This window comes from Nonomuraea sp. NEAU-A123, assembly GCF_018603905.1.
Taxonomy (GTDB): Bacteria; Actinomycetota; Actinomycetes; order Streptosporangiales; family Streptosporangiaceae; genus Nonomuraea.
In genome coordinates, this window is record NZ_JAHFZZ010000041.1 from 23,199 (window position 1) to 48,859 (window position 25,661).

At 70.4% G+C, this 25,661-nt stretch carries 24 protein-coding genes; 8 read left to right on the forward strand and 16 right to left on the reverse strand.

All coding sequences use genetic code 11. The features are described 5' to 3' along the window. Positions 1-7 precede the first annotated feature (7 nt). Complete coding sequence (locus KLK06_RS56855; protein WP_214644244.1) at positions 8-1,180, forward strand: MFS transporter; 1,173 nt, start codon at positions 8-10, stop codon at positions 1,178-1,180. Positions 1,181-1,237: 57 nt separating this feature from the next. Here KLK06_RS56855 and KLK06_RS56860 read toward each other — a convergent pair whose 3' ends face one another. From KLK06_RS56860 to KLK06_RS56890, 7 genes are all read right to left on the reverse strand, one after another. Further along, positions 1,238-2,854, reverse strand: a complete 1,617-nt coding sequence (locus KLK06_RS56860; protein ID WP_214644245.1) for a GTPase — start codon at positions 2,852-2,854, stop codon at positions 1,238-1,240. Beyond that, positions 2,851-4,614, reverse strand: coding sequence for an ABC transporter (locus KLK06_RS56865; protein WP_250907624.1), 1,764 nt, complete (start codon positions 4,612-4,614; stop codon positions 2,851-2,853). Before KLK06_RS56865 ends, KLK06_RS56860 begins: the two co-directional genes overlap by 4 nt. Positions 4,615-4,623: 9 nt before the next feature. Then, positions 4,624-5,280: a response regulator transcription factor gene (locus tag KLK06_RS56870; protein WP_250907635.1), complete on the reverse strand. Its 657-nt coding sequence runs from the start codon at positions 5,278-5,280 to the stop codon at positions 4,624-4,626. A gap of 65 nt (positions 5,281-5,345) precedes the next feature. After that, the gene (locus KLK06_RS56875; RefSeq protein WP_214644247.1) at positions 5,346-6,767 is read right to left on the reverse strand and encodes a HAMP domain-containing sensor histidine kinase; all 1,422 of its coding nucleotides are present in this window, start codon (positions 6,765-6,767) and stop codon (positions 5,346-5,348) included. Beyond that, complete coding sequence (locus tag KLK06_RS56880) at positions 6,767-7,462, reverse strand: response regulator transcription factor (protein ID WP_214644281.1); 696 nt, start codon at positions 7,460-7,462, stop codon at positions 6,767-6,769. The genes KLK06_RS56875 and KLK06_RS56880 overlap by 1 nt, the downstream gene beginning before the upstream one ends. A 14-nt stretch (positions 7,463-7,476) precedes the next feature. Beyond that, positions 7,477-8,667, reverse strand: coding sequence for an L-2-hydroxyglutarate oxidase (gene lhgO / locus KLK06_RS56885; RefSeq protein ID WP_308168999.1), 1,191 nt, complete (start codon positions 8,665-8,667; stop codon positions 7,477-7,479). Then, positions 8,664-9,686: an NAD-dependent epimerase/dehydratase family protein gene (locus KLK06_RS56890; protein WP_308169000.1), complete on the reverse strand. Its 1,023-nt coding sequence runs from the start codon at positions 9,684-9,686 to the stop codon at positions 8,664-8,666. Before KLK06_RS56890 ends, lhgO begins: the two co-directional genes overlap by 4 nt. Before the next feature lie 39 nt (positions 9,687-9,725). Between KLK06_RS56890 and KLK06_RS56895 the strand changes: the two genes are divergently transcribed. After that, complete coding sequence (locus KLK06_RS56895; RefSeq protein WP_308169001.1) at positions 9,726-10,223, forward strand: GNAT family N-acetyltransferase; 498 nt, start codon at positions 9,726-9,728, stop codon at positions 10,221-10,223. A gap of 70 nt (positions 10,224-10,293) precedes the next feature. On the opposite strand, the gene KLK06_RS56900 is transcribed toward KLK06_RS56895, so the two are convergent. Continuing rightward, positions 10,294-11,112 carry an NAD(P)H-binding protein gene (locus KLK06_RS56900; protein WP_214644249.1) on the reverse strand — a complete coding sequence of 273 codons (819 nt, stop codon included), beginning with the start codon at positions 11,110-11,112 and terminating at the stop codon, positions 10,294-10,296. A 55-nt stretch (positions 11,113-11,167) separates the two neighbouring features. Between KLK06_RS56900 and KLK06_RS56905 the strand changes: the two genes are divergently transcribed. Further along, a complete protein-coding gene (locus tag KLK06_RS56905; RefSeq protein ID WP_214644250.1) occupies positions 11,168-11,587 on the forward strand; it encodes a helix-turn-helix domain-containing protein in 420 nt (139 codons plus the stop codon). 13 nt (positions 11,588-11,600) lie between these two features. Further along, complete coding sequence (locus tag KLK06_RS56910) at positions 11,601-11,975, forward strand: hypothetical protein (RefSeq protein ID WP_214644251.1); 375 nt, start codon at positions 11,601-11,603, stop codon at positions 11,973-11,975. Here KLK06_RS56910 and KLK06_RS56915 read toward each other — a convergent pair. Then, the gene (locus KLK06_RS56915; protein WP_214644252.1) at positions 11,972-15,202 is read right to left on the reverse strand and encodes an AfsR/SARP family transcriptional regulator; all 3,231 of its coding nucleotides are present in this window, start codon (positions 15,200-15,202) and stop codon (positions 11,972-11,974) included. The genes KLK06_RS56910 and KLK06_RS56915 overlap by 4 nt on opposite strands. Positions 15,203-15,448: 246 nt before the next feature. Between KLK06_RS56915 and KLK06_RS56920 the strand changes: the two genes are divergently transcribed. After that, positions 15,449-16,009, forward strand: coding sequence for a hypothetical protein (locus KLK06_RS56920; protein WP_214644253.1), 561 nt, complete (start codon positions 15,449-15,451; stop codon positions 16,007-16,009). A 73-nt stretch (positions 16,010-16,082) separates the two neighbouring features. On the opposite strand, the gene KLK06_RS56925 is transcribed toward KLK06_RS56920, so the two are convergent. Beyond that, positions 16,083-16,940: a helix-turn-helix transcriptional regulator gene (locus tag KLK06_RS56925; protein WP_214644254.1), complete on the reverse strand. Its 858-nt coding sequence runs from the start codon at positions 16,938-16,940 to the stop codon at positions 16,083-16,085. Between the two features lie 151 nt (positions 16,941-17,091). Between KLK06_RS56925 and KLK06_RS56930 the strand changes: the two genes are divergently transcribed. Further along, positions 17,092-18,015, forward strand: a complete 924-nt coding sequence (locus KLK06_RS56930; protein ID WP_214644255.1) for an NADP-dependent oxidoreductase — start codon at positions 17,092-17,094, stop codon at positions 18,013-18,015. Between the two features lie 19 nt (positions 18,016-18,034). Here KLK06_RS56930 and KLK06_RS56935 read toward each other — a convergent pair whose 3' ends face one another. Both KLK06_RS56935 and KLK06_RS62870 read right to left on the reverse strand, forming a co-directional pair. Then, complete coding sequence (locus KLK06_RS56935; RefSeq protein WP_214644256.1) at positions 18,035-19,042, reverse strand: hypothetical protein; 1,008 nt, start codon at positions 19,040-19,042, stop codon at positions 18,035-18,037. Between the two features lie 7 nt (positions 19,043-19,049). Beyond that, positions 19,050-20,324, reverse strand: coding sequence for an MATE family efflux transporter (locus KLK06_RS62870; RefSeq protein WP_214644257.1), 1,275 nt, complete (start codon positions 20,322-20,324; stop codon positions 19,050-19,052). 52 nt (positions 20,325-20,376) lie between these two features. On the opposite strand from KLK06_RS62870, the gene KLK06_RS56945 reads away from it, so the two are divergent. Then, on the forward strand, positions 20,377-21,345 hold the full coding sequence (locus KLK06_RS56945; protein WP_214644258.1) for an aldo/keto reductase: 969 nt from the start codon (positions 20,377-20,379) through the stop codon (positions 21,343-21,345). 95 nt (positions 21,346-21,440) lie between these two features. On the opposite strand, the gene thpR is transcribed toward KLK06_RS56945, so the two are convergent. The 4 genes from thpR to KLK06_RS56965 form a co-directional block, all read right to left on the reverse strand. Further along, positions 21,441-21,998, reverse strand: a complete 558-nt coding sequence (gene thpR, locus KLK06_RS56950) for an RNA 2',3'-cyclic phosphodiesterase (protein WP_214644259.1) — start codon at positions 21,996-21,998, stop codon at positions 21,441-21,443. 22 nt (positions 21,999-22,020) lie between these two features. After that, positions 22,021-23,244 carry an MFS transporter gene (locus tag KLK06_RS56955; protein ID WP_214644260.1) on the reverse strand — a complete coding sequence of 408 codons (1,224 nt, stop codon included), beginning with the start codon at positions 23,242-23,244 and terminating at the stop codon, positions 22,021-22,023. Between the two features lie 23 nt (positions 23,245-23,267). Beyond that, a complete protein-coding gene (locus KLK06_RS56960; RefSeq protein WP_214644261.1) occupies positions 23,268-23,720 on the reverse strand; it encodes a MarR family winged helix-turn-helix transcriptional regulator in 453 nt (150 codons plus the stop codon). Positions 23,721-23,835: 115 nt separating this feature from the next. After that, on the reverse strand, positions 23,836-25,278 hold the full coding sequence (locus KLK06_RS56965; protein ID WP_308169003.1) for an NCS2 family permease: 1,443 nt from the start codon (positions 25,276-25,278) through the stop codon (positions 23,836-23,838). 82 nt (positions 25,279-25,360) lie between these two features. On the opposite strand from KLK06_RS56965, the gene KLK06_RS56970 reads away from it, so the two are divergent. Further along, on the forward strand, positions 25,361-25,576 hold the full coding sequence (locus KLK06_RS56970; RefSeq protein WP_308169004.1) for a DUF2530 domain-containing protein: 216 nt from the start codon (positions 25,361-25,363) through the stop codon (positions 25,574-25,576). Positions 25,577-25,661 lie beyond the last annotated feature (85 nt).

The window sequence follows — 25,661 nt, forward strand, 5'->3', positions numbered from 1 at the left end:
TGGGCGCATGGGGCAGGGCGTACCGTACCGGAGGCTGTTCGCCCTGCCGGGTGTGACGGCGCAGGCCGTCCTCGGGTTCCTGGCCCAGCTCACGCAGCAGGTCGCGCCGGTGGGGATCGTGCTGGTGGTGCAGGCTTCGAGCGGCTCGCTGGTGCTGGCGGGGCTGGCCGCGGCGGCGTTCGCCATCGGCGCGGGGATGGCCAGGCCGGTCCAGGGGCGCGTCATCGACCGGCGAGGGCCGCGGGGGGTGCTGGCCGTCAGCGCGTTGGCGCACGTCATGGCCCTGATCGCGGTGGTGGTCGGCGCCGGGTCCGGCTGGCCGGGGTGGACGATCGTGGCCCTGGCCTGGATGGCGGGGGCCGGACTGCCGCCGGTCTCGGTGACCATGCGCGTCGAGTGGGGCGCCAGCCTGGCCGCGGAGGGCCGTACCGCTGCCTACAGCCTCGTGTACCTGGTGCAGGAACTGGCCATCCTCACCGGCCCGCTGCTGTTAGGGGTGCTGATCACGCTGGCGTCGGCGTCGCTGGCGCTGGGTGTGGTGGCCGTCGCCGCGGGGGCGGGCACGCTGGCCTTCTCCCGGGCGCTGCGGGTCACCGATCCCTCGCGGTCGGCGGGGCGGGGACAGGTGTTCCGGCATCTCGGGATGCGGTTGCTGCTCGTCGTGATGGTACTGCTCGGCGGGGCCATCGGCGCGCTGAACGTCGGGGTGCCCGCCCTCGCGGCGGCCCGGGGCATTCCGGCCGCGACAGGCCTGCTAGTGGCGGCGCTGTCACTGGGCGGCGTCGCCGGGGCGGCCGTCTACGGCGCCCGCCGGTGGACGGCCGCCCCCGCTCGCCGGCTGACCGGGCTGCTGCTGGTCTTCGGTCTCGCGCTGGGGCCGCTGGTGCTGGTGTCGTGGCTGCCGTTGTTCTGGGTGGTGCTCTTCGCCGGGGGGCTCATGCTCAATCCGGCGCTGACGACCACGTCGCTGCTGGTGGACGAGCTCGCGCCAGGGGCGCAGGCGGAGGCGTTCGGGTGGGTGTCGACGGCGGCGGGCGTGGGGGGCGCGGTGGGGGCGGGGGTGGCCGGGGTGGTGGGGCAGCAGTATGGGCCGTCGATGCCGTTCCTGGTGGCCTCCGCTTTCGCCTGCCTGGGCGCGGGCCTGTCGACCCTCCTCCTCGGCCCCGCCGGCCGCCCCTGACAGACCGTCAGGCCGCAGGAAGCGGGTCAGGCGCGGGTGATCGCTTCAGGAAGCGGGTCAGGCACGGGCGCGGGTGATCGCCTCGGTAAAGCGGGTGTGCCTGGCCAGTTCGCCTTCCACCGGCTCCAGTACGTACTCGGCGCCGACCTGGGCGATGGCCGACCGCAAGGCCTTCGCCACGCGACGCGCCCGGCGATGCCCGCCCGCCCAGGCCGCCAGCCGGGACAGCAACGCGATCACCACCCCGACGAGCGCACCCCCGCCGAGCAGCACCGTAGGCCACGGCACCACGCCCAGCGTCGGCAGGGGCGGCTGGGGCAGGCGCAGATAGTCCATGCCGAACAGCACCCCCAGCCACAGCCCACCGGCGACCATGACGGCGAACACCAGCCACTGCAGCATCCCCACCACCCGCCACCACCTCGGCCGCTTGGTCGCCCCGAGCGAGGTCGTCGCCACCGCCCGGTCCACGGCGTCGGCCAGCTCCACGGCCCGGGACCGCGCCGCCTGCCGTACCGCCGCCGCCCACACCCCCGCCAGGTCACCCGCCGCCGCCTCGCCGACGTCACGGATGGCGGTCTCGACCTGTGCTTTCTGTACGGCCGAAGCGACCGGAACAGACGTACGACCGACGATCTCCCGCTCGGGTGAAGTGGTGCTCGTGCCGATGCGCAGCCTGCGCAACGGGTCGGGCCGAAACCGCCGGACCCACTTGGTGACGGGCCAGCCGGTCGCCACCACGGCCCGGTGCCGGTGCCCCTTCCGTACGGCAGCCACGACCAGCGGCACCCCGGCGGCCTCGGACAGCGCGTCCGTGAGCGGCTTCCCCAACCCGGCCACCGCACCGGCGTCCGGGAGCGGCGCGGCGGACTGGTCGGCCAGGTGGTCGGCGACGGCGGACACGTCGGCGGACAGGCGGGCGGACCAGGAGCGACGCTCGGCCACCCGCTCCGCCAGGAGCATGCGCAGCTCGGCCAGGCCCGCACCCGTACGCGCGGAGGCACCGAGGATCGGCACCCCCGCCAGCCCGTCGTCGTCCAGGAGGCGGCGCAGGTCACGCAGGCACCGGTCCACCGCGTCGGGCGGCAGGCGGTCGATCTGGTTGAGCACCACCACCATCACGTCCCGGTGTCCGGCCAGCGGGCGCAGGTAGCGCTCGTGCACCGCCGCATCGGCGTACTTCTGCGGGTCCAGCACCCACACCAGCAGATCCACGAGCTCCACCAGCCGGTCGACCTCCAGGCGGTGCGTCAGCCGGATGGAGTCATGGTCGGGGAGGTCTAGCAGGATAAGTCCGGAAAAATCGGGACCGACAGCGGCCGGGGTGTGCCGTTGGGGGATCTCCAGCCAGTCGAGCAGCGGGCCCGCCCCCGTCCCGTCCCACAGCGCCGCCTGCGCGGTCGAAGTGGTCGGCCGGGTGACGCCCACAGCCGCGAGCTCGTCCCCGGCCAGCGCGTTGAACAGCGACGACTTCCCGCTGCCCGTGGCCCCCGCCAGCGCCGCCACGGTGTGGTCCACCGACAGGCTGCGCCGTACTCCGGCCCGTTCGGCCACCGCCCGCGCGTTGGACACCACGTCGGCCGGCAGCCGCCCCTCGGCCAGCTCGGCCGCCTCCAGCAGCGCGGCCAGCCGGGAGTCCAGCGACGGCCCCTCCTTGCGGCGCAGCAGCTTCACGACCCCTCACCTTCAGCGAGACCTTCAGCGAGATCTTCAGCGACGTCGACCGGAGCCGTGCCCGACGGCAGTTCGGTGCGATGGGCGCGGACCGATTGGGCGGCCTCCCGCAGGGCGCCCGCCGCCCCGGCCGGTGGTTCGACCGCCGCCAGCAGCTCGGTGAACCGCCCGGCCTCCTCCTCCAGCAGTCTCCGCACCCGTTCCCGCAGATCCTCGCGCGCCTGGACGGTCAACGTACGCACCGCCTGATCACCGAACACCGCCTCCAGCAGCTTCTGCGACAGCACGCTCGTCCCACCCGCGATCCCGACCTCGATCCCGGTCAACCCACCCGTGGAGGCGAACACGGCCAGCATCAGCAGCAAGCCGGCCCCGTTCACCCCGAAGGAGGCGATCCGGGCCGTGGTGCGCTTCTCGGCGCCCTCGTGGCGCACCAGGTCGAGGACGTACTCCTGCCATCCCCGCACCGCCGCCGAGGCCCGTTTACCCAGGTCGGGGGAGGTCCGGCCCAGCCGGGCCGCGTCCACCGCGCCGACGTGGGCGATGATCCCGGGACCGCCGGGCGCGGCCGACCAGCCCTCCAGGCTGCGCTCGGCGGCACTGTCGGCGGCGCCTCTGATCAGCGTCTCGACGCCGCTCTCCAGCGCGTCTCGCAGCGACGCGGCCGGCACCCGCCCGGTGAAGAAGCCGACGACCCGGTCACGCAGCCAGCCCACCCGGCTCTCCAGCGAGCGCATCAGGTCGCCGGTGCCGATGAAGTCCTGCCAGCGGGCCAGTACCTCGCCGCGGAGCAGCGACCCGTCGCGCATGCCCTCGTCGAAGTCGGCCAGCCCGCCCGAGTAGGCCCCCACGACGATGGACCGCAGCGCGTCGAACCCGGCCTGCTGCCGTGTGACGGCGTCGGCCAGCAGCGGCACCCGCGCGACCAGGCTGTCAAGCGCCCCGGACAGCGTCTGCCGGACGACCCGGGACCGTTCGGCCGCGTCGGCGGCCAGCTCGGTCAGCCACGCGGAGATGGGCGACACCAGCGCCGCGGGCAGCCGCGCCTTCTCCGACGGCAGCGCCGCCTCGGGCACGGTGAACAGCCGGGTGCCGGCGAGACCGTTCTCGACCAGCAGGCGTTCGAGGTCGCGGGTGACGGGCTCGACGGCCTCGGCAGGCACGCGGTCGAGCACGAGGGCGAGCGCCGTGCTGCGTTCGCGCGCCGAGCGCAGGAAGCTCCACGGCACCTCGTCGGCGTAACGGGCGGCGGTGGTGACGAACAACCACAGATCAGCGGCCGCCAGCAGTTGCGCGGCCAGCTCGCGATTCGCGGTCACCACGGAGTCGATGTCGGGCGCGTCGAGCAGCGCCAGCCCCGCGCCGAGCGACGGAGAGGTGACCACCCGCAGCGCCCCGGCGGCCGATCCGGTGCCGCGGGACATTCCGGGGAGCACGTTCTGGCCCATGAACCAGTCGCGGTCGGCCGGGCTCACCACCAGCGTCGGCACCAGCGTGGTGGGCCGCAGCACGCCCGGCTCGGCGACGTCGGCCCCGACCAGCGAGTTGACCAGCGTCGACTTGCCCGCCCCGGTGGAGCCGCCGACCACGGCGAGCAGCGGCGCGTCGATGGCCCGCAATCGGGGCAGCAGGTAGTCGTCGAGCTGGCCGGTGAGCTCCTTGAGCGCGCGCCGGTCGTCGGCGGCCGCACCGATCTCGAGCGGGAACAGCTCGCGATCGAGCCGGTGGCGCAACTCCTGCAACGCGCCCAGCAGATCCATAGGACCACGCTAGCCCGCCGGCGGCTCCCGCAGCACATAACCGACGCTACGCAGCGTGTGGATGAGCCTGGGCTCGACGTCGTCGACCTTGCGCCGCAGATAGGAGACGTAGGACTCGACCACACCGGCGTCGCCGCCGAAGTCGTAGTTCCACACGTGGTCGAGGATCTGCGCCTTGGACAGCACCCGGCCGGCGTTGGACATGAAGTAGTGCAGCAGCTTGAACTCCGTGGGCGACAGCCGTACCGGCCGCCCGTTGCGCCAGACCTCGCGGGCCTCCTCGTCCAGCTCCAGGTCGGCGACCTGCAGGCGGCTCGCGGGCGCGTTCTCCCCGCGCGTACGCCGGAGCACCGCGCGGATCCTGGCCTGGACCTCTTCCAGGCTGAACGGCTTGGTCACGTAGTCGTCGCCCACCCCCAGCCCGAAGATCTTGTCCTCGGTGGCGTCACGGGCGGTCAGGAAGAGCACCGGCACACCGATCCGCTTGGCCACCTCGAACCCGTCGAGATCGGGCAGCATGACGTCGAGCACGACCAGGTCGGGCGTGGTCCGCTCGGCCACTTCGACGGCCTCGTAACCGTCGGCGGCGGTCAGCACCTCGAAGCCGGAGAAGCGCAGGCTCGCGGACAGAAGGTCCCGGATACTGGGCTCGTCGTCCACCACCATGATCAGCGCCTCGGGTTTAGTCACCTACCCAGAGTGACTCAGGAGGCTGAGGAATACCTGAATGCTCACTCCAAGGCGAGTGGGAGTTCGACCCGGAATGTGGAGCCCGAGCCGGGCGCGCTGTCGAGCAGCACCGTGCCGCCGTGCGCCTTCACCAGCGCCTGCACGATGGCCAGGCCGAGCCCGCTGCCCCGGTCGTCGCCCGAACGCTGGCGCGACCTGGCCGAGTCGGCCCGGTAGAACCGCTCGAACACCCGCTCAACCTGCTCGGGCGTGAGACCGGGCCCCTTGTCGGCCACTTCCAGGAACGCTGTGTCGTCCCCCGCCCCGACGCGTACCGTCACCGGGGTGCCCGGCTCGGTGTGGGTCAGGGCGTTGGTCATGAGGTTGGTGACCACCTGGCGCAGCCGTACCTCGTCGCCGGAGACGATCAGCGCCGCGCCGCCGACGACGTCCAGGCTGATCACCCGGTCGGGCGCCAGGATGCGCGCGTCGTGCACCGCGTCGGCGGCCAGCGCCAGCATGTCGACCGGCCGCATGCGCAGCGGGCGCTGCTGGTCGACGCGGGCGAGCAGCAGCAGGTCATCCACCAGCAAGCTCATCCGGCCCGCGGCCTTCTCCACGCGCTGCATCAGCTCGGCGGCGTCGGCCTTCTGGTTCTGCCTGGCGTACTCGGCGAAACCGCGGATCGAGGTGAGCGGGGTGCGCAGCTCGTGCGAGGCGTCGCCGATGAACTGGCGCATCCGGTCCTCGGAGCGGCGGGCGGCCGCCTCGGACGCGGACCTGGCGGCGAACGCGGCCTCGATCTGCGCGAGCATCCCGTTGAGCGACAGGGCCAGGCGGCCCACCTCCGTACGCGGGTCGCCGGCCGGCACCCGGCGGCCGAGCTCCCCGCCCGCGATGGCCTCGGCGGTGCTCTCGATCTCGGTCAGCGGGCGCATGCTGCGCCGGACCATCGCGACGCCCACGACGGCGAGGATGAGCAGGATGCCGCCGCCGCCCAGCAGCTCGATGAGGCCGAGCCGCCGGGTGATGTCCCTGACCTCCTCCAGGTCCGCCGCGATCACGTACTCGCCCGCTGGTATCGAGGTCTGCAGCACCCGCCACTCGCCGTCGCCGCTGACCGCCCGCGTCGTGTAGAGGCCAGGTCCCGGCGATTGCGACAGCACCGGCCTGGGCCTGGCGTCCACGTCGCGGTCGCCGAACACCGGGGCCAGCGTGCCGCCCGGCGGCTGGACCAGCACGATCGTGTCGGACTCGATCAGCGCCATCTTGTCGTTGGTCTCTTTGCCCCGCTCCCGCTTCTCCTGGTCGTGCTTGAGCTTGTTCTCCACGCGTACGGCGAGGAGCTGGATCTGGCTGTCGACGCGGTTCATCAGGTAGCCGTGCAGCACGGAGACGCTCACCACGCCGATGAAGGTCAGCCCGACGCCGAGCAGCGCCAGCATCGCGGCGATCAGCTTGATCCTGAGCGGCAGGCCGCGCATCACGGACTCGGCGGCAGCCGCAGGACGTATCCGACACCGCGCAACGTGTGAATGAGCCGCGGGTTGCGGTTGTCGATCTTACGGCGGAGCACCGACACGTAGGACTCGACGATCCCGACCTCGCCTCTGAAGTCGTAGTCCCAGACGTGGTCGAGGATCTGCGGCTTCGACAGCACCCGGCCCGCGTTCGTCATGAAGTAACGCAGCAGCTTGAACTCGGTCGGCGACAGCGACACGGCGTTGCCACCGCGCCACACCTCGTGGCTCTCCTCGTCGAGCTCGATGTCGGCGAACGTCAGCCTGGGCGGCGGCGCCTGCGACTCCCCACTGGTACGGCGGAGCACCGCGTGGATCCTGGCGACCACCTCTTCGAGGCTGAACGGCTTGGTGACGTAGTCGTCGCCGCCGATCGTCAGCCCACGGATCTTGTCCTCGGTCTCGTCGCGGGCGGTCAGGAAGACCACCGGCACGTGCACGCCCCCGCCGCGCAGCCGCCGCACGATCTCGAAGCCGTCGAGGTCGGGCAGCATGACGTCGAGGACGACCAGGTCAGGGCGGTGCCGTTGAACGGCGGTGACGGCGTCCAGGCCGTTCTTGACGGTGGACACGTCGAAACCCGCGAACCTCAGGCTCGCGGCGAGGAGTTCGAGGATATTGGGGTCATCCTCGACGATCAGTAGTCGCGCTTCCATCATCTCCAAGCATGCACTCAACGGACGAGTGCTGGGACAATTCCGGCGATGTGCCTGGCAATCGCCAGGCTGGAGGTGGCCGCGGGAGACGGCGCGTTGCGTACCAGCACGACCCTGCCCTGTACGTCCACGGCGAAGTCGTCGACCAACCGGCCGTCCTTCGCCACGGCCTGGGCGCGTACCCCGCCCTCGGTTCGCCGCAGGTCGGAGGCGGTGAGCTCGGGCACGTAGCGGCGCGCGGCCCGGACGAAGGCCCCCTTGACCAGCGAGCCGTGGACCTCCTTGAGGCCGGTGCGCCAGTGCTGCCGGGCCATGCGCAGCGTGCCCGGCCAGCGCAGAATCTGCCAGGAATTACGGAGGTTTAGTCCCCGATAACCCTCATACGCGAGCGCCAGCACCGCGTTCGGCCCGACCAGGACCTCACCGTCGATGTGCCTGGTCAGATGGACGCCGAGGAACGGGTACCGAGGGTCGGGCACCGGGTAGATCAGGCCGCGCACCAGGTCCTTGGCCGCTCCCTCGAGCGCGTAGTACTCACCCCTGAACGGCACGATCCTGATGTCGCCCGGCCGTCCCGCCATCCTGGCCACCGCGTCGGTGCTCAATCCCGCGCAGATCACCAGCCGGTCGAAGGCGAACCGCCGCCCGGCGGCCAGCACCTCGACGCCCCTGGCGGTCTCCCTGATCGCCCTGACCGGGTGCTCGAGCCGTACCGAACCGCCCAGCTCGGCCACGTCGAGCGCGAGCCGGCGCGCGACGGCGGGGAAGTCGGCGATCGCGGTGTGCGGCGAGTGGACCGCGCCGACGCCGACCGCGTGCGGCTCGATCTCGCGCAGGGCCAGCGCGTCCAGCTCGACGATGCCGGGGACGCCGTTCGCCCTGGCCCGCTCGGCCAGCGCCGCGAGCCGCGGCCGCTCGGCGCCGGTGCAGGCCACGACCAGCTTCCCGACCTCCTCGTACGGCAGGCGGTGGTGCGCGCAGTACTCCTTGAGCAGCGCGACGCCCTCGCGGCAGAGCGTGGCCTTGAGCGAACCCGGCGGGTAGTAGATGCCCGCGTGGACGACACCACTGTTGTGGCCGGTCTGGTGCGCGCCGACGCTGTTCTCCTTTTCGAGAACGGTCACCTCGGCACCCCTGGTGGTGGCGAGCTCGCGGGCGACCGCCAGGCCGACGATGCCGGCCCCGATGACGCCGATCTTCTCTGTCACGGCGCCAGTCTGCCGACTCTGCGCGGATCCAGGTGGCCTTCAGCGGCAAGCCACCGCAATGTATCCGAAACGGTGTCTTCCACCGGGCGCAGGGTGAGCTCGAGGTCCTTGAGCGCGGGGCCGTCGTCGGTGGGGACCAGGGTGAGCATGAAGTCGGCCGCGTCACGGGTGAGCGGATAGTCGATGGGCACCAGCCGCTTGAGCCGGTCGAGCAGCGCGGCCATCCCGCGCAGCAGTCCACCGGGCATCCGGTAGGTCCGGCCCGCCCGTCCCGTCACCTCCGCGCATATTTCCGCCAACTCACCCCAGGTACAGAAATGTCCCCCAAGCAGGTAGCGGCGGTCCCGGCGGCCGGGCGTGAAGCAGCGGGCCAGCGCGACGGCCAGATCCCGGACGTCCAGCACGCTCACGCCGCCCGGCACGACCGGCCACCCCCACCGCAGGCCGGCGCGGAGCCCCTCATTGAGCGCGTCGAGCGTCGGCTGTCCCGGCCCGGCGATGCCACCCGGGTACACGATGGTCACGTCGCCCAGTTCCCTGGCGTACCGCTCGCCCTCGACCTTGGACCGGCCGTAGGCGTTCCTGGGGCTGGTCAGCGGGCTGTCGGCGGTGATGAGCGGCTCGGCGGGCGGCACGAACACCGCGATCGTGGAAACGTGCACGATCGGATCCAGTCCCAGCTCGGCGGCCTGCCCGAGCACGTTACGCAGCCCGACGACGTTGGACCCGTGCAGGTCCGTCCCGTGCCCGGTGACCCCCATGTCGGCGGCGGCGTGCAGCACCGCGTCACACCCGTCCAGAGCGGCTCGTACGGCCGGCGCGTCACGGATGTCCCCCTGACGGACCACCCACTCCCCGGCCCCCAACACACGTCGCACTTTTTCCGGATTTCTCGCCAAAAGGCAGGGCTCATGTCCGGCAGCGATCAGGGCCGCGACCGCGTGTGAGCCGACGAACCCCGAGGCACCGCTCACCAGGACACGCATGCCATGGAAGCTAGCGCTTACTTGGTATTCCATCAACCGCCCGAAGATCGAACCTGCCCTAAAGTGGGCAGAGTGCAGGAAATCGTGACATACGTCGAGATGACCGCTGCCGATCAGCTGAATCCAGGCGCGGTCGTACCCGGTCTCGCCTTGGAGTCCTTGGACCGCGACTCGCCGCTGGTCATCGACCTCCAGTCCCGGATCGGCGCGCCCTACGGCTGGCAGAGCGCGCGACGGAGCGAACACCAATGGGCCACCTGGCTCGCCCAGCACCCTGCGCGGGCGTTCTCGCTACTGTCCCTGAACGGTGAACCGGTAGGCGCGGCCGCCTACGACGTCCACCCCGGCGAGGAGGTCGAGATCGAGACCTTCGGGCTGCTGCCCGAGTTCACCGGCAAAGGCCTGGGCGGATACGCGCTGACGCTGACCGTCCAGCGCGCGTGGCGGTTGACCCCCTCCGTGCGGCGGGTCTGGCTGCACACGTCCAGCCTGGATCATCCCCACGCGCTGCCCAACTACCGTCGGCGCGGCTTTCACACGTACAAGACCGAGATCGGCGAACGCGGCTAGGTGGTGCGGGCCGGCCGACGTGTGGTGCTCGCGGCCGGCCGTGCGAGAACGCCGTCCTCACCCGGACGCGTTATTCGAAGGCCGCGACGTTGCGCTCCGCCCACTCGGCGAAGGTGCGAGGCGAGCGGCCGAGGAGCCGCTCGACGTCGGGGCTCACCTGCTGCTCGGCGGCGGACGGTGCGCCGAGGGCGCCGAGAGTGGCCTCCACGACCGGCTCGGGCATGTATCGCAGCATCTGGTCCCGCGCCTCCTCCCGGCTCTGCTCAACGAACCGCACCGGCTCGCCCAGGGCGTCCCCGATCGCCGCGGCCTGCTGCCGGGGTGAGATCGGCACCGGTCCGGTCAGCGTGTAGACGTTGCCCTCGTGGCCCGGCTCGCGCAGTGCGACGGCGGCGGCCTCGGCGATGTCGGCCGGATCGATGGCCGGCACCGCGACGTCGCCGAACGGCGCCCGGACCAGCCGTTCCGCGCGGACCGAATCGGCCCATTGGACCGCGTTGGAGGTGAAGTTGCCCGGCCGCAACATCGTCCATTCCAGACCCGACCGCTTGACCGCGTCTTCCAGACGCGAGGGGTGGCGTCCCGTGCCCACGCCATGCGAGGACAGCAACACGACCCGCCTGACGCCGGCCGCCCGCACGACGTTCATGACGTCACCGAGATCGCCGTTCGCCATGAAGTCGGGGGAGGTCAGCAAGAACAGCGCTTCGGCTCCTTGGAGGGCCGGCTTGAGGCTCGCCGGCTCAGCCAGGTCGGCCTGCTGGTGCCGCACCCCCTCCGGCACCTCCGAGATCTTTCGTGACACCGCCGTCACCTGCTCGCCGCCCGCGACAAGCGCCTCCACGAGCGGCCGCCCGACATTGCCCGTTGCTCCAGTTACCAGAATCATGTTTGGAAGCTACTAGCGCCGTGATAGTAGGTACCTAGAGGAAAGTATTGGCATTGTGACCAACGACACTGCTTGGGCGACCCCCGTCGACGTCCCCCCGGAACAGGCGTGCCCGATCACCCCGGTGGTCGACATCGTCTTCAGCCGCTGGACCACCCCCATCCTTTGGGTGCTCCACGAATACGGGCGGCATCGATTCGTGGAGCTGGAACGCCGTATCACCACCATCACCCCCAAGGTGCTGACCGATCGGCTGCGGCAACTGGAACGCGACGGGCTCGTCGTGCGCACCTACCACCCCGAGGTTCCGCCCCGGGTGGAGTACGAGATCACCGCATTGGGGCGAAGTCTCTCGCCGGTGTTCGAAGCACTCGCCGAGTGGTCGGTCAACATAGGCGAGGTCGAGCAGGCCCGGCTGGACTACGACGCCAGGAAGCCGGTCGGCAGCCGTCGAGAGCGCGGAAATCGAACGTGAGTACGATGGATTCATGTATCTCCCGCCGGAGTGGCCGCCCGAGGTCCGTCCGCCCAGCGTTCCCGAGTGGGAGACCTCGGCCGTGTCCTGGTTGCTCGACGCCGTCCCGCCCGACTATCGGGCGTATGAGGTGCTGCGGCGCCACCCGATAGCGCTGGCCAGAATGGCGCTTCATCACGTCAATTCGGCTATTGAGGCGGCCAGGGCGGGATACCGGGGTGCCGCCGTCGAACTGAAGCCCAGCCTCCCGCCCCATGCTGTTGAGGCAGTGCTCGACGTCTATCGCCAGGAAGGTCCGCGGCTGGTCCGCTTGGCCCGCTCCATCGAGGTCGTCGAGCGAGCTCTCCGCGGCGAGGGTTTCACCGCGTTGCTGCGCGATCCCCGCTAAGGAGATCGCAGGTCGTCAGCCCGGCGAGCGTCGGCGGCCGGCCGCGAACTGAGCAAGGGGGTAACGGCGCCTTGGCATCGGGTGCGCGATGAGGCCGCTCGTTCGAGCGCCATCGCCGCCTTGTCCGCCAGACCGGCATGGCGATGAGCGGGGACCGCGCAGGTCGCGGTCTCGGCGGCGAGCAGGTGCTGACCGAGCTGGGCGAGGGCGTCGGTGGCGCCCGAGAGTGCCGCGCCATCGGCGTGTTCGAGCCCATGGGCCGCTCTCACCAGCACGTGGCTCATGGGCGTGTCGAGTGCGGTGTTGAGCTCGTCGAGCCGGTGGAGGTCGCCCTCTCCGCCGAGGCGTAGCACGTCGTAGCGGGCCATCGCCTCGACGCTGGGGAGTCCGATGCCGCGGGCCAGACCGGCCGCGTACCGGGCGGTACTCACCGCGTCGGTGAGCCGGCCTTCCGCCGCCAGCGTCCAGGCGTTGCCGAGCACGATCCACGGGGAGAAGAGCCGGTTGGCCTCGTTGCCGGTCTGGTCGGCGCGGTCCATCCAGGCGCGCGCGTCGTCCGCCGCGCCGCCCAGAGCGGTGGCCGTGGCCAGGCCGGCCAGGAAGAGATGGGTGAGCCGGAGGGTGTCGCGGCCGTCGAGCGCGTTGATCGCTTCCCTCAGGGATCGGCCGGCGTCGGCCGGTCTGCCCTGCGCGCATTCCACGAGCCCACGGAAACCGAGGTGGCCGGCCGACATCATCGGGCTCTGCCCGGACAGCACCTGCCGATATCCCTCGTCCGCGACGCTCCATGCCGCGTCCAGCTCACCCATGGCCAGGTACGCCAGAGACCGGGCGACGCCGAGCTCGACCACGCCCCAGGGCAACTCCGCCTGGCGCGCTTCGGCCAGGGCCAACCCCCGCTCGTGATAGCCGGCGGCGTCCACGGCCCGCCCGAGGAAGCCCGCGGCCCCCGTGGCCGCCGCGGTGGCCCAGATCATGGCCTGCGCACTCGCCGAGTCCGAGGCCAGCAGCCGGTCGGCGACATCCAGCACGGCCGCGCAGCGCCCGTCGAACAGCAAGATCCAGGTACGGATTCCCTCGGCCAGATCCTCCCCCGGCCGGCCGCGCAGGAGATCCAGCGTCTGCTCGGCGGCGACGGCGTCGGCGTTGCCCCAGTACATGGTCTCGGCTCGGGCGAGGGCCCACGGGAGCAGTTCGTCGCCGGGCGGGGGCTGCTCCGGTAGCACGGCTGCCGCCTCGGCGCTGCGGCCACGGTATTCGAGCACCTCGGCCAGCAGCGCGTCGGCGTCCACGGAGGGCTCGGCGTTTCTGGCGGCTCGCGCGAGGCGTTCGGCCAGGGCGAGATCCGCCCGGTTGATGGCCTCGCGGGCGCCGGTCCGCACGATGTCGGCGCGTACCACCGCGCCGCCTTCGACCTGCCAGAGCGCGGCCCGCAGCAGGTCGTCGCGACGGCGCAGCGGGGTGTCCAGCAGCGCGCCCGCGAGCCGCCACCAGAGCTGCCGGGCGCGGCCGGCCGATAATCGGGCACGCAGCACCTCGCCGTAGAGCGGGTGCGCGAGTCGTACCTGGACGCGGTTGCCGGCGCGCCCGGACACGGCCAATCCGTGTGCCTCGGCTTCGTCGATCGACGCCGGATCCACCAGCTGTGTCAGCAGCGCCAGCGGGAGCGGCTCGCCACACGCCAGCAGCTCCAGCACCATCGGGGTTCGCGAGCCGAGCGGGCGCAGGCGATCGGCGAGCAACTGCTGGATCGCCCCACGGGGACGGTAGTCGCCCGCGAGGTGCCACACGCCATGCGTCTGGCGCAGTGCGTGGTCGGTGATGGCCGTCGACAGCAGTTCGCGCAGCGCCAGAGGGTTGCCCGCCGCAAGGTCGCCCAGCCGGCGCCGGGTGACCCCGTCGACGTCCCCCATGAGCGTGTGGTCGAGGAGCCGGTCCACGGCAGCCGCCGGCAGGCTCCCGAGGTCGAGCCACGGCGCCTGGCCGTCCTTCCACAGCATCGTGATCGTGTCGGGGACGGGCGCTCCCGCGCGGCAGGTCGCCACCACGAAGGCCAGGTGCTGGACCGCGAGATGGCCGATCAGGGCCGCCGATCCCGTATCGAGCAGGTGCGCGTCGTCGACGCCGATGACCACGCGCTGATCCCGGCCGTACTCCCGTATCCGCGCGGCCGCCGCCGCCAGCACCGGCAACCCATGGCCTGCCGGAATCTGGTCGGCGGGGAGCAGGTTGGCCACCGCGCCGAACGGGATCGCGGCCAGCGAACCCGTCGCCGCCACCCACTCGGTGCGGCAGCCCTGCGCCTGCGCCTGCTCCAGGATCTCCCGGGCCAGCCGGGTCTTGCCGATGCCCGCCTCGCCCGAGATCACCACGCCCTTCGCAGCACCCCGCCGCAGACACGACCGGATCGTCTCCAGCTCTTCGTCCCGCCCCACGAACGGCCAGCCCTCTATGGGCCCCACCTGCGGCAGCGTCGGCCCGCCCGGCAGCGTCGGCGCGGCGGGCAGCCGGCCCGGCACCGCCCGCGACCCCGTTGTGGCCTTCTGCCCGTTTTCCATGAGGATCGCCTGCTGCAGCTCTCGCAGCCGCGGCCCCGGCTCCAGCCCCAGCTCGGTCCGCAGGACGCGACGCGCCCGCTGGTAGGCCTCCAGCGCCTCGGCGCGCCGCCCGCACCGGTCCAGGGCCGTCATCAGCAGGGCCCAGCGCCGTTCCCGCAGCGGGTTCTCCCGTACCAGGCGATCCAGCTCCTCAACGAGGTCGGCGTGCCGGCCCAGCCGCAGCCGCGCATCGGCGTGCTCCTCGACCGCCCCCAGCCGCAGTTGCTCCAACTGCGTCGCCCGCGCCTCCACCCACCGAGTAGGCGGCACATCCGCCAGCACCGGCTCGGGAGTGTGCCACACCGCCAGCGCCCGGCCCAGCCCTGCCGCGGCGCTCTCGAGTCGGCCCGCCTCCAGCTCGCGCCGCCCCGACGCCACGCCTCGTTCGAACACCACCGCGTCGATGTCGCCGTCGTCGTCGGCGAGGAGCTCATAGCCGCGCCGTCGCCCGGCCAGGACGTCACCGCCCACGAGCCGGCGCAACCGCGTGACGTACGCGGCGATCGTGTTGATCGCCGTTCTCGGTGGCCGCTCACCCCACACCGCGTCCACCAGCCGGTCCGTGCTCACCACTCGCCCGGCCTCGACCAGCAGCACCGCCAGGACCACCCGCTGCTGCTCGGCGGCCACCCGTGCCCACCTGTCGCCTGTGTGGACCTGTAACGGACCCAGCATCCGAAAGCGCATCGCCCCGTGCCTCCCCATCCGACACCGCCGCGAACATTTCGTCAGAAGACGGCGTGCGGATGACGGGCGGAGTCATCGCCAGGTCATAGCCAGGTCATGCCATCGCCATAGCGTCCCCGTCAGGTGATCGCGCCACGTCGATCACCGGCCCGGTCGGCCACCCGCGCCGACTCGACCCAGGAGGGAAGAATGCTCATGAAGATCCGCCGGCGACACCGCTCCCCCGCAGTCATCGCCCGAGCCGCTTCGCTGCGCGTCCTGAGCGTGCTTGTGCTGGCCATCGGCCTGTGCACAGTGGTGGCTGCGGAGACCTCCACGGCGGCCTCCGCCGCGCGGTGCAAGACAGCCGCGCACGTGTACATCAATGGGGGATACATCAAGTACGAGACCGACCCCATCGACGGCCCCATCGCCGACTTCACCGTACGGAACGGCCAGACGTACAACGTCGGCGGCAACGGCATCACCCCGAGCGAGGACCCCTTCTGGGCCTTCTACCGCGTGTCCGACGGTGCGCACGTGTCCACCATCATCGGTAACCGGACCGGGGGCAACTGCGTGTCCAACCAGAAGACGTTCATCTCCACGCTGACGCCCGACACCTACATCATGCGGGCCTACTACTACGGCGGAAACAGCGGTGTGACCATCTCCGGTCAGGCCCAACTCCGCATGATCGTGCTGCCCGCGCTCAACACCACCGCCCGGCAATCCGGTGCCGCGAACCTCGACAACGACGCCTCGCGATAGCCCACCACTCGCCAGTCCGCCGTCCCTCCTATGGTTCGAGGGGCGGCGGTCTGACGTATTCCCGATGGAGAGATCAGCGGCGTTCGGGAGCCGCGGGGGTGAAGTCGTCGTGGCCGAGGACGCGGAGCAGGCTCAGGTGGTCGATGTTGGGTGTGCCGGGCGGCGGGGTGAAGATGAGGAGTTTCTGGTCTTCGGCTGGGCTGAGGAGCGTTTCGCATTCGAGTTCGAGCGGCCCGATGGCGGGGTGGTTGACGCGCATGCGGCTGCTGCGCCGTACGGCGACCTCGTGCAGATCCCACAGATCGGCGAACTCAGGACTGGCGGCCCGCAGTCTGGTGACGAGCCCGGTGGAGGCGGCGTCGCTGCCGCGCCGGGCGATGGCGGCGCGCAGGTCCGCGACGTTGGCGCGGCTGTGCTGCCGGCGTTCGTCAGGTGAGTAGATCTGGCGGATCGTGGGGTCGGTGAACCAGCGCCACACGAAGTTGCGGTCTTGTTCGCGGACCGAGCAGACACAGCCGAGGAGCGCTTCGGCCATGGTGTTGTGCGCGAGGAGGTCACCGATGTCGTTGGTGATGTGCGCCGGGGTCTCCTTGAGCTGGTCGAGCAGATAGAGCAGGCCGGGCCGTACATGGTCGCCCGCCAGCCGGCCGGCCGGCGGCCGGTGCCCCGCCAGCAGGTAGAGATGGTCGCGCTCGTCCTCGGTCAGGCGTAGCGCACGGGCGAGCGAGGCGAGGATCTGGGTCGAGGGCTGGGGACTCCGGGCCTGTTCGAGCCGCATGTAGTAGTCAGCGGACATCCCGGCGAGCTGGGAGAGCTCCTCACGCCGCAATCCGGGCGTGCGACGCCGTGGCCCGGCCGGCAGACCTACCTCCTGAGGGCGTAGCCGTTCCCTGGAACGGCGCAGGAAATCGGCGAGCTCAGGGCGGTCCATGTCCATCTCACCATCATCGCCGAGCCTTCCCCCAGGTCAGCACGGCCAGCCTGGGACTGCCGATCCTAGGGAAGCCTGTCCGCTCGTGTTCGCTGCGGACCCCTGGCAGCGTGGTCAGTGCCAGCCAGGACACAAGATCAAGGAGCATGGGATGTCCAAGGCAGTGAGATTTCAGCAGTACGGCGGCATCGAGGTTCTGCGGGTCGTCGAGGTGGACCGGCCGGTCCCCGGACCTGGCCAGGTCCTGGTGCGGGTCGAGGCGGCGGCGATCAACCCGGGGGAGGCGATGATCCGTAACGGAGCGCTGCATGACCGTTGGCCGGCGACGTTCCCCTCCGGTGAGGGCAGCGATCTGGCCGGGGTGGTGGCGGAGGCCGGCGCGGGGGTCGACGGGTTCACCAGCGGTGATGAGGTGATCGGGTTCACCCACAACCGGGCGAGCCATGCCGAGTTCGTCGTCGTGGAGGCCGCCGATCTCATCCATCGACCCGCGGACGTCTCCTGGGAGCAGGCCGGATCGCTGTTCGTGTCGGGAACCACGGCATACGCGGCGGTACGGGCGGTTGCGGCGGGTCCGGGCGACACGGTGGTGATCTCCGGTGCCGCCGGTGGAGTGGGGTCGATCGCGGTCCAGCTCGCTCGCGACACCGGAGCCGACGTGATCGGGCTGGCGAGCGAGGCCAACCACCAGTGGCTCGCCGACCATGGAGCGGTCCCCATCGCCTATGGCGAGGGTGTCGCCGACCGCATCAGGGCCGCCGCCCGTGGCGGGAAGGTCGATGCCTTCATCGATGCCTTCGGCGCCGACTATGTCGAGATCGCGCTCGACCTCGGAGTCGCTCCTGAGCGGATCGACACGATCATCAACTTCGAGGCCGTCGAGAAGTACGGGGTCAAGGCCGAGGGAAACATGGCCGCGGCCAGCGCCTCGGTGCTCGCCGAGCTGGCCGCGCTGATCAGCGCGGGCCGGCTGGAGATCCCGATCGCCGGTACGTACGGCCTGGACGAGGTCCAGGACGCCTTCCGCGAACTGGAGAAGCGCCACACCCGGGGCAAGATCGTGCTCAAGCCGTGAGGTGTCGGGTGGCCGCCACCTACCGGGTGCGGCGGGCGACTAACGCGATGACGCCGGTGGCGCCCACGGCGGCGGCCAGCCAGATCAGCACGTCCCTCGGGCTGAGCCCCTTGGCCGGCGCCGGTCGGGCGGACGGCGAGGCTGCCGCCTTCGAGCGGGGAGACGCCGAGGTGGACGGCCGGGTGGACGGCAGCGCGGCCGCGGGCAGGGCCACCTGATAGACCGGGCTGCGGACGCCCTCCGAGCCGGTCAGCAGGCTCTTGCCGTCGCTCGTGTAGGCGATGGACTCGGCCTGTTTCAGCTCCGGCATCGACACCTTGGCGATCGACTCCCCCGTCGGCCGGTAGACCGTGGCTGAGAAGTACGTACGGATGACGTACGACGTGCCGTCGGGCGCGTACGCGGCGTCCGTCGCCATGATCGGAGCCGCGCCCACCTTGCGGAGCACGTTGACCCGGTCGGTCCTGAGCTTCTTGGGCGCCTGGTAGACCGACCCCGAGAACTCCTTCGACACCACGAAGAGCCGTCCGGTCAGCGGGTTGACCATGATGCCTTCGGCGTTCCTGGCGCCGTCGGCGTATCGAAACCGGTAGCGGACCGCCGGAAGGGTGGCATCCTTCAAGCTCGACGGCTCCATGACCTTATAGACGGAAACATCCGGCCAAGCCCCGTTCAGGTTGTCGCCGATGTCGGCGAACCACAGCACCCCGCGCCCCGTGGCGGCATCCTTGCTCGCGGCCATCGCCTCCCAGTCGCGAGCCTGCGCCCCCTGGACACGGAACGTCGCCCGCGTCCGCCCATCGGTCCCGACCGCGTAGAACGTCGGCGACGCGGAGCTGTCGTTGTGCGTGTAGAAGACGCCCTCCCGCGTCGGCGACACGGCCAGCCCGCTCGACTCGGTGATCCGCGGATCCTTGAACGTGAACAGCTTCTTCTCGTCGTCATCGGCGAAGGCCGGACTCGCGGCCATGAACACGGCGAACACCGCGATCACCCCGGCGGTCGTTCGCAGCAAAAGATCCCCCACCCCGCCATCATGCCCCAACGGACGCCGCGCCCACCCGCGCGCTGTGCCGGTGAAATCCGGTGCCCTGCAGCACGACCAGCACACCGTTGGTCACCGCCATGAGCCACCACAGCCCGACGAGACCCCAGGCACCGGCCACGGGTGCGGCGACGGCCACCATCACCCCGTAACCGGCGGCGAAATAGATCAGACTCGCCCCCGACCGCTTGAGCGCGGTGAGCCCGATGCCCTGAACCGCCTGCGCCCCATCGGCCGTCGAGGCCAGCAGCATCAGCGGCAGCAGCGCCGCGGCCCGCTCCCGCACGCTCGGGTCATCGCTGAACAGCACCAGCACCGAGTCACCGAACCCGAGCAGCACGGCCGCGGCGACCGCCGTCCCCGCCAGCGCGAGCAGTGCCGCGGTCCGGTTGGCCCCGCGCGCCTCCGTCACGTCCCGGGCCCTGGCCACCTCGGGCACCGACGCCTGCGCCACGGAGATCGAGAACAGCATGATGAACGCGGTGAGCGTGCTCAGCACCGCGTGCGCGGCCACGTCACGCGTGCCGGTCGCGCTCGCGGCGAAGGTGACGACCCCGAGGCCACCGAACTTGATCAAGACGGTCCCGGCCAGCGGGATGCTCACCCGGCCGAGCCGGACGATCTCCTTGATCCGCGGCCGGCCCTGGCCGACGCGCGTGCCGAGGGCGCGGCGCAGGCAGAGGTTCGAGACGGCCACGCCCGCGACGCCCGACAGCAGCCAGGCCACGCCCACGCCGGTCAGGCCGAGCGGCGGCACCAGGGCGACCGTGCAACCGATCATCGCGGCCGTGGCCGCCAGGCTGGACCAGAGCACCTGACGGCTGTGGCCGAGCGCCACGAGCACGGTGTTGGCCCCGCCACCCGAGGCGAACACCAGCAGGTAGAGCGCGAGGAGCCAGGGCAGCGACCCCAGCTCGGCCACGACCTCGGCGGGCGCCCCGGTGGCGCGGGCCAGCATCGGCACGCAGAGCACCGCGAGCGCACCGGCCGTACCCACTAAGAGGGTGAGCCAGCGCGCGTCCCGCAGGATCGGCACGGCCGCCGCGGGCGAGTCCTTGAACGGCGCGACGAACGGCGCGAGCCCGCGCAGAGCGCCCACGACGGCGGCGGAGGCGGGGTTCAGCACGGCCGACATGACCGCGAAGGCGGCCAGCGTGACGGTGGCGTGCCTACCGAGCACGGAGGTCACCACAAGCGTGCCGAGCGTGGTGGTGACCATGGAAAGGAACAGGGGCACCGCGGCGCGTAGGATGCCCGACCTCACCCAGCAGACCCTACTTGGCTGGAGTGCACTCCAGGTATTTAGGGTGGAGGTCATGGATTATGTGAACCTCGGACGCAGTGGCCTCCGGGTCAGTCCACTCTGCCTCGGCACCATGAACTTCGGCCCCGTGACCTCGGAGGAAGACTCCTTCGTCATCATGGACAGGGCCCATGAGCTGGGCATCAACTTCTTCGACACGGCCAACGTGTACGGCTGGAAGCAGGGCGAGGGGATCACCGAGCAGATCCTCGGCCGCTGGTTCGCCAAAGGCGAGGGCCGCCGGGAGAAGACGGTCATCGCGACCAAGCTCTACGGCTCGATGGGTGACTGGCCCAACGACAACCTGCTGTCCGCACTGAACATCCGCCGCGCCTGCGACGCCTCGCTCAAGCGCATGCAGACCGACTACATCGACATCTACCAGGCCCACCACGTCGACCGGAACACGCCGTTCGACGAGTTCTGGGAGGCCATGGACGTCCTCAAGCAGCAGGGCAAGATCCTGTACGTGGGTTCGTCCAACTTCGCGGGCTGGCACATCGCCAAGGCCCAGGAGACCGCGGCGCGCCGCAACTCGATCGGACTCGTCAGCGAGCAGAGTCACTACAACCTGCTCACCCGCGCGGTCGAGCTGGAGGTGCTGCCCGCCTGCCAGGACTACGGCCTCGGCGTGATCCCGTGGAGCCCGCTGGCCGGCGGCCTGCTGGGCGGCGTGCTTCGCAAGATCGACAAGGGCCGGTCGGCCGCCGACCGCATGGTCACGGAGCTCGAGAAGCACCGCGACAAGATCGAGCAGTACGAGAAGTTCTGTGACGAACTCGGCGAGGACCCCGCGCACGTGGCGCTCGCCTGGCTGCTGAAGCAGCCCGCGGTCACCGGACCGATCATCGGCCCGCGCACGCTGGAGCAGCTCGACGGCAGCCTGCGTACGCTGGAGATCGAACTGGACGAGCAGGCGCTGGCCCGCCTCGACGAGATCTTCCCCGGGCACCGCCCGGCGCCGGAGGACTACGCCTGGTAGCTCAGGTCAGCAGGGCGCCGATCACGACGATCAGCAGCAGGAGGCCGAGCACTACGGGCAGCAGCCATTGGCGAGGACGGTCCACACTGTGGAGCCTAATCGTGCTCGGCGGGTGCCAGGTCCCATTCGGCCAGTGACTCGTACCTCACCTGCGCGCCCTGATGGCTGCGTACGAGATGCACGGACTCCGCCCGCCAGGCCGAGCCGCTGAATCCGGACAGTGACTCGACGAGCGGGCGGAGATCCAGCTCCGTCTTCGCCCGCGCGAGCGTCAGGTGCGGGTGGAAGCGCTTCTCGTCGGTCTGTACGGCCCCCGCCCGGCGGGCGCCCGCCTTGACCGACTCCGACAGCCGGATCATCGGGTCGCCGGAGAGCCCGGCCCAGAACACCCTGGCCCGGCGGGCGGACGAGAACGCCCCGAACCCGCTGAAGGCCAGGTCCAGGCTGGCGTACCGGCGCACGGCGCGGGCCAGCCGTACCTCCAGCTCCGGCAGGACGCGCTCAGGCACCTCGCCGAAGAAGGCCAGCGTGATGTGCCAGGTGGCGCGGTCCGGCCAGCGCAGGCCCGGCACCTGCCCGACATGCGGCTCGATGGCCCGCTCGATCTCGTCGAGCACTTCATCGGGCGGCATCAGCGCCGCGAATAACCTCATGCCACCCGATTCTGCAACCTGCTCAGGCGACAGCCAGCACCGGCTCGCTCACCCGGGCCGCGATCAGCTTCGTCAGCATCACCGCGACCCCGGTGCCGACCAGCACGAGCACCCCGGAGAGCATGACGCCCGCTCTGGGGCCGCCCAGCTCGGACAGCCAGCCGACCAACGGGGCGCCGATGGGCGCGCCACCGGTGAAGACCAGCATGTAGATGCCCATGACGCGGCCGCGCATGTCCGGAGCGGTGGCGAGCTGGACGCTCGCGTTCGCGGCCGTGTTGATCGTGATCAGCGCGATGCCGGTGGGGATCAGCAGCAGCAGGTACACGGGATAGAACGGGGCGAGCCCGGTCGCGATCTGGAACAGTCCGAACCCGATCGCACCGGCGATCAGCATCTTGCGTGACGGGCGGGCCCGGCGCGCGGCGAGCAGTGCTCCGCCCAGCGCGCCGACGGCGAACATGCTGGAAGCCAGGCCGAACGACGAGGCGCCCGCCTTGAAGACCTCGCGGGCCATGAGCGCGATCGACATCGAGAACGACTGCGAGAACATCGACACGAATCCGATCAGCAGCACCGGCATCAGCAGTTCTTCGCGATGCAGCACGTAGCTCAGCCCCTCGCGGAGCTGGCCCTTGGCTCTGGGCACGGGAACGGAGAGGTTCAGCTCGGACTTCCGCATGAAGATCAGGCTGGAGATCACCCCGGCGAACGTGACCGCGTTGATCAGGAAGAGCGGTCCGGTGCCGCCGAACAGGAAGATGAGCACCCCGGCGATCGCCGGTCCCATGACGCGGGCCAGGTTGAAGATGGAGCTGTTGAGCGCGATCGCGTTCGACAGGTCCTGGCGGCCCACCATCTCGACCACGAACGCCTGCCTGGTCGGCACCTCGACGCAGGAGATCAGGCCCAGCGTGAACGCCATCAGGTAGACATGCCATACCTGGGCGGTGCCCGTCATCGTCAGCACACCGATGACCAGAGCGAGCACGGCCATCAGGGACTGCGCCACGATGAGGATCGGGCGCTTGGGGTAGCGGTCGGCAAGCACGCCGCCGAAGAGCCCGAACAGCAGCATCGGCAGAAACTGCAGCGCGGTCGCCAGGCCGAGTGCCGCCGCGCTGCCGTGGGTCAGATCGAGCACCAGCCAGTCCTGGGCGGTGCGTTGCAGCCAGCCGCCGACGTTGGACACCGCGCCACCGGCTGCGAACATGCGATAGTTACGTACGCGGAGTGACCGGAACATCCCGGTCTTGGGTTCTTCAGGCTCTAGATCCTGCTGAGCTTCTCCAGAATCGGCGCCGCCTGCCGGAGTATTGACCGCTCCTCCGCCGTCAGCTCCTTCAACCGCTGGCTCAGCCAGGCTTCCTTGAGACGTCGTTCCTCCCTCAGCAGCTTCTGGGCGGGCTCGGTCACGGTCACGGTCACTTGTCGCCGGTCGGTCGGGTGCGGGGTACGCGTCACCAGACCGCGTTCCTCGAGCGCGGCGATCACACGAGTCATCGAGGGTGGTTGCACCTTCTCGAGCTCGGCCAATTCGCCGGGGGTTATCGCGGAATGCCGTTCCACCGCGGAGAGCGTCGCGAACTGCGTGGGAGTCAGCGAGTGCGCTGCCGCTTGTCGTCGTAGCCGCCTGGTCAGCCGCGCCAGCGACACGCGCAGGGCTGTGGCCAGGCCTGCGTCGCTGCGCAGGTTTATCTGGGACTGGTTCTTGGTTAGCATGAGTCATTACCTTTGCTAACTATACTGCATTCCACGTTATTTCCCTACCTCACGTTTCATCTCACTCCTTGATACCCAGAGGCCGCCCCTCATGCGACGGACGGCCTCACCAGCGTCAGACCCCGAAAAGTACCCTGATCGGGCCGAGGGCGAAGTAGACCACGAACAGCGCCGCGACGACCCACAGCAGCGGGTGGATCTCCCGCGTCTTGCCCTTGACGATCTTGATCAGCACGTAGCTGAGGAAGCCGGCGCCGATGCCGTTCGAGATCGAGTACGTGAACGGCATGACGACGATCGTGAGGAACGCCGGGATGGCGATCTCGAAGTCAGTAAAATCGATCTCACGGATCGAGGTCATCATCAGGAAGCCCACCACGATCAGCGCGGGCGCGGCCGCCTCGTACGGCACGATCTTGACCAGCGGCGCGAAGAAGATCGCCACCAGGAAGAGCAGTCCGGTGACCACGCTGGCCAGGCCGGTCCGCGCGCCCTCGCCGACCCCCGCGGCCGACTCGATGTAGGTGGTGTTCGAGGAGACCGAGCCCGCGCCGCCGGCCGCCGCGCCGAGCGAGTCGACGAGCAGGATCTCCCGGGTACGCGGCAGCATCCCGTCGGCGTCGACCAGACCGGCCTGGCGGCCGACCCCGACGATGGTGCCCATCGTGTCGAAGAAGTCGGTGATGAGCAGCGTGAAGACGAACAGCACGGCCAGGATCACCGAGACCCGGCTGAACGCGCCGAACGGGTCGAACTCCTTGAACAGCACCAGCGGGTTGTGGAAGCCGATGATCTGGTCCGGCAGGGCGGGCACGTTCAGCATCCAGCCGCCGGGGTTGGTGTCGGAGACCTGGCCGGCCTTCGCGATCGACTCCACGATGATCGCCAGCACGGTGGTGCCGACGATGCCGATCAGGATCGCGCCTTTGACCTTGCGGGCCACCAGCGCCGCCGTCACGAGCAGCCCGACGACGAAGACGAAGATCGGCCAGGAGGTCAGGGTGTTGTGGATGCCCATCTCCAGCGGCGGCCCCGCGGCCACGCGGCGGACGAAGCCCGCGTCCACGAAGCCGATCAGCGCGATGAACAGCCCGATGCCGACGCTGATGGCGGTCTTGAGCTGGCTCGGGATGGCGTTGAACACCGCCACCCGGAAGCCGGTCAGCACCAGGACGCCGATGATGATGCCCTCAAGGAAGACCAGCCCCATGGCCTCCTCCCAGCTCATCACCGAGGCGATGTTGAAGGTCACGAAGGCGTTGAGCCCCAACCCCGCCGCCATGGCGAACGGCACCCGGCCGATCACTCCCATGAGGATGGTCAGGACGCCCGCCACGAACGCCGTGCCCGCGGCCACGAGGGGCAGGTTCGGCGTCGAGCCGTCGCCGATGAACTGGTGCTGGACGTCCTTGCCGGTGGCGATGATGATCGGGTTCAGCACGACGATGTAGGCCATCGTGAAGAACGTGGCCAGCCCGCCACGGACCTCACGGGAGATCGTCGAGCCTCGTGCGGAAATTGCGAAGAACCTGTCGATACCGCTATTTGTGTCACTCACGGGCGAAGAGTGACAGTCTGCGTCATCTGCGAAAAGTGGCGGTGATCGGATCGAGACCTGATTGGAAGCTAGGCTGGATCCCGTGAAGCAGGAATGGCGTCCGGACCCGGAGCCCATCGAGACCAACGACACCGCGACAGTCGCCGCGGGCACGGTCGTGTGGGCGGTCGCGCTGGTCGTGCTGCTGATCTTCCGCCCGGCCGCCGAACAGTCGTGGTGGATCTGGACCTGCGTCGCCGGGGTCGTGCTCGGGCTGATGGGCCTCTGGTACGTGCACAGGCGGGCGTCCCGGAGCTGACATTCGTCATCTCTGGCTGATCCCCGAAGTCAGCTGAAAGTGCTGTTTTACCGCACTACCTGCGGAAAAGCCGGCTGATCATGCT